Annotated in this window: 3 protein-coding genes and 1 pseudogene; all 4 read left to right on the top strand. The window is 55.1% G+C overall.

Features of this window, described 5'->3' with window-relative positions; translation table 11 throughout:
* Window positions 1–134: 134 nt before the first annotated feature.
* The gene (locus POG22_RS01545; RefSeq protein WP_498903228.1) at window positions 135–518 is read left to right on the top strand and encodes an ABA4-like family protein; all 384 of its coding nucleotides are present in this window, start codon (window positions 135–137) and stop codon (window positions 516–518) included.
* Window positions 519–527: 9 nt separating this feature from the next.
* Complete coding sequence (locus tag POG22_RS01540; RefSeq protein WP_498903227.1) at window positions 528–1,145, top strand: DUF3611 family protein; 618 nt, start codon at window positions 528–530, stop codon at window positions 1,143–1,145.
* 59 nt (window positions 1,146–1,204) lie between these two features.
* Window positions 1,205–2,218 carry a DUF533 domain-containing protein gene (locus tag POG22_RS01535; protein WP_498903226.1) on the top strand — a complete coding sequence of 338 codons (1,014 nt, stop codon included), beginning with the start codon at window positions 1,205–1,207 and terminating at the stop codon, window positions 2,216–2,218.
* A gap of 127 nt (window positions 2,219–2,345) precedes the next feature.
* Window positions 2,346–2,638 (top strand): annotated as a pseudogene (locus tag POG22_RS01530) (helix-turn-helix domain-containing protein); the annotation flags it as partial.

The raw sequence follows: 2,638 nt of genomic DNA, 5'->3' as shown, positions 1-2,638 counted from the left end.
GGAAACTGGCGGGAAACCGCAAACGACTGAGGAGACTCCCACCTCTGCTGACGAAGGGAAGCCCGAGCCAGTAAGTGGTGTCGATGAATCAGTAACTGCTTAGCAGGAATCGCCGCCCTTCTAGGGCGGTGAGTATGTCAAAGTCAAATCTTCCCTTTGTGGTGTTGGTGGGATTTTATCTGTATTGTATTTCCCAAAGCCTCAACGCCGAATCCGTCGAAGCCTTGGCGAACCCCAGTCTATCTCAAATCGCCCGCTTCTTTGGCGAAGAACCCGCCGCCGCGACAGGTTGGGCGCATTTCCTGGTGATGGATTTGTTCGTGGGGCGTTGGATTTATTGGGAAGGTCAGAAAACGGGGGTTTGGACGAGACACTCGATCGCCCTGTGTTTGTTCGCCGGGCCGGTGGGGGTTTTGTCTCATCTCGTCACCGTCACCCTGCGCGATCGCACCTTGGGAAACGAGCGCGACTCGGCGACAAACGGTACGCTAGAAGAAAAACGTCCAGACGCGGTTTAGACAAACTCCATGAACAACGAGGACTACAACATTTCGACCTCCGACTCGAGCCAGATTCAAGCGCTTCCTCCCGCAGTCGAGCGCGTGATTCCCGCCTTGCGCCGGGCGGGACAGCTCAGCTTTTGGGTACAAATTATTTTAGGGGTCGTTGCAGCGTTAATTTTCCTGTTCACCATTCCCATCGCAGCGTCTGACGAACCCGGCGCCGCTCAAATCAACCCAGGACGAGGACCGGGAATTTTCTTCGCCGTTACGGGATTGGTCGCCTTGGGAATTAGCATTTACTGGACGCTTCGATACGGCCAACTGGCCAAACGCCTCGGAATCGCCGACAGTACCCTACGTCCGACGCGGGCTGAAACGGTACGAGCGATCGAAATTGGCTCGATCGTCAACTTGGTGGGAATGCTGTTTAATTTGTTGGCGGCCGAAACCATCACGGGAATTTTGCTGGCGAAAGCCCTGCGATCGGAAGGGGTGGCGTTTTCTCCAGCGGCGTTAAACCAATTAATTCAACCGATCGACATTTTCGTGGTCTTGGGAAACACTCACACCCTGTTCGCCCACTTTATTGGTTTGACGACTTCTCTGTGGCTGTTGCGGTGGGTGGTTAAATCGAAATCCTGAACCGGCCACTCGGTTCGACGCGCGACCTCTCGATATCGTCTAACGGAGATTCTAACCCCATGTCCGATCGCGATCGCGAAGCCCTCGCCAGTTTGAACGTGTTGGTGTTAACCGCCCAAGCGGACGGCGTTCTCACAGATGAAGAACGAAACGCCCTCGAAGCAGCCTGGGCGCAACTCGAATCGCCACCGGAAGACCTCACGTTAGATAGGTTGTTGTCTCAACCCGAAGATCTCGACAGCTCGATCGCGCAGATTACCCGACCCGAAATCCAAACAACTCTCTACGACGCCGCCTTTACGATGGCGAAACTTGGCGGGACGACGCCGCAAGAACAGGAAATCCTCGATCGCCTTCGCGTCGCGTTCGAGATCGACAGCCAACAAGACGAGGAACTGTTCGAGACGGCGTTAGAGGCGTTGTCGGACGAGTCGGGAGACGAGATCCTCGAAGCGACAGGCGATCCCACCATCCGAGAACAGAACGTTCGCAGTCTCGTTCTCGATTATTCGATCGGAATCGCGATCCTCGGCTTCAATCCGATCCCAGGACTCAACGCCATTACCGCCCTAGCTGCTTACGTTTTGGAGTTGAAGATGATGCGGGCGATCGGGGCGAAATGGGGTTATCCCAAGGGTCAAGACGCCCTAGCCGTCGTGGGAAACATCTTTGGAGGGTTGGGGGCGTTTGCGGCGGCGTTAACGACCTGGGCGGCGGTGTCTGTGGTGGGGATTTTCGTTCCGGTACTGGGAAGTGCGGCCAGCGCGTCGTTTTGGTTTACACTGACTTGGGCCCTCGGTCAAGCGACGAATCGCTATTACGCTAGCGGCCGCCAGATGAGTTCGGAGGAACTCAAGCAAGTATTCCGCAACGCCAAGCAAGAAGGAAAATCGGTGTACGAGGCGAATTCCGAGGCGATCGCCGCCAAACGGGACTCGGTTCGCCCGCGACTCGACGCCCTCAGTCGCCAGTTGAAGGAAGGAAAGATAACGCAACAGGAGTATCGGGAGCGGTTGCGGGAGTTGGTGGGGCGTCAGTCCAATGGGAAAGTCGGCGATCGCGCGGGGAAATAACTATCAAGAACAGCTCAGTACTGAGCGCCATAATCTCTGATTTGGCTGGTGGTGTAGGGCGCGTGGATTGAGCGGCTCGATGCCGCGAAAATTCACAACCTACACAACTTTTTGTTATAGTGTAGGTATGCTGAACCTGACGTGGGAATTCAAACTCGAACCGACTGCCGAACAAGTTTCAGAGATCGAGCACATTCTTGATGTGTGCCGCCATGTCTGGAACTTTGCGCTCGGGAACGCAAAGACTGGCTAAAGTCTCGCAAGTGTCCCGTGAATGCATGTTCTATCGTGCAGGAATATATTCTGCTTGCGGACGAACCATTCCCCAGTTACCATGTCCAAGCCAAACGGTTGACGGCAGCTAAGGCTGAATACCCGGCATTAAAGACCGTCAACGCTCAGGTTTTGCAGCAGGTTTTG

The sequence above is a fragment of the Geitlerinema sp. CS-897 genome (assembly GCF_028368005.1).
GTDB lineage: Bacteria > Cyanobacteriota > Cyanobacteriia > Cyanobacteriales > Geitlerinemataceae > Baaleninema > Baaleninema simplex.
Note: the sequence above shows the minus strand (reverse complement) of the source record. Positions and strands in the feature narration are given on the sequence as shown.

Coding starts and splice junctions, on each gene's coding strand:
- POG22_RS01535 (WP_498903226.1), top strand. CDS start 1,205: ATGTCCGATCGCGATCGCGAAGCCCTCGCCAGTTTGAACGTGTTGGTG.
- POG22_RS01545 (WP_498903228.1), top strand. CDS start 135: ATGTCAAAGTCAAATCTTCCCTTTGTGGTGTTGGTGGGATTTTATCTG.
- POG22_RS01540 (WP_498903227.1), top strand. CDS start 528: ATGAACAACGAGGACTACAACATTTCGACCTCCGACTCGAGCCAGATT.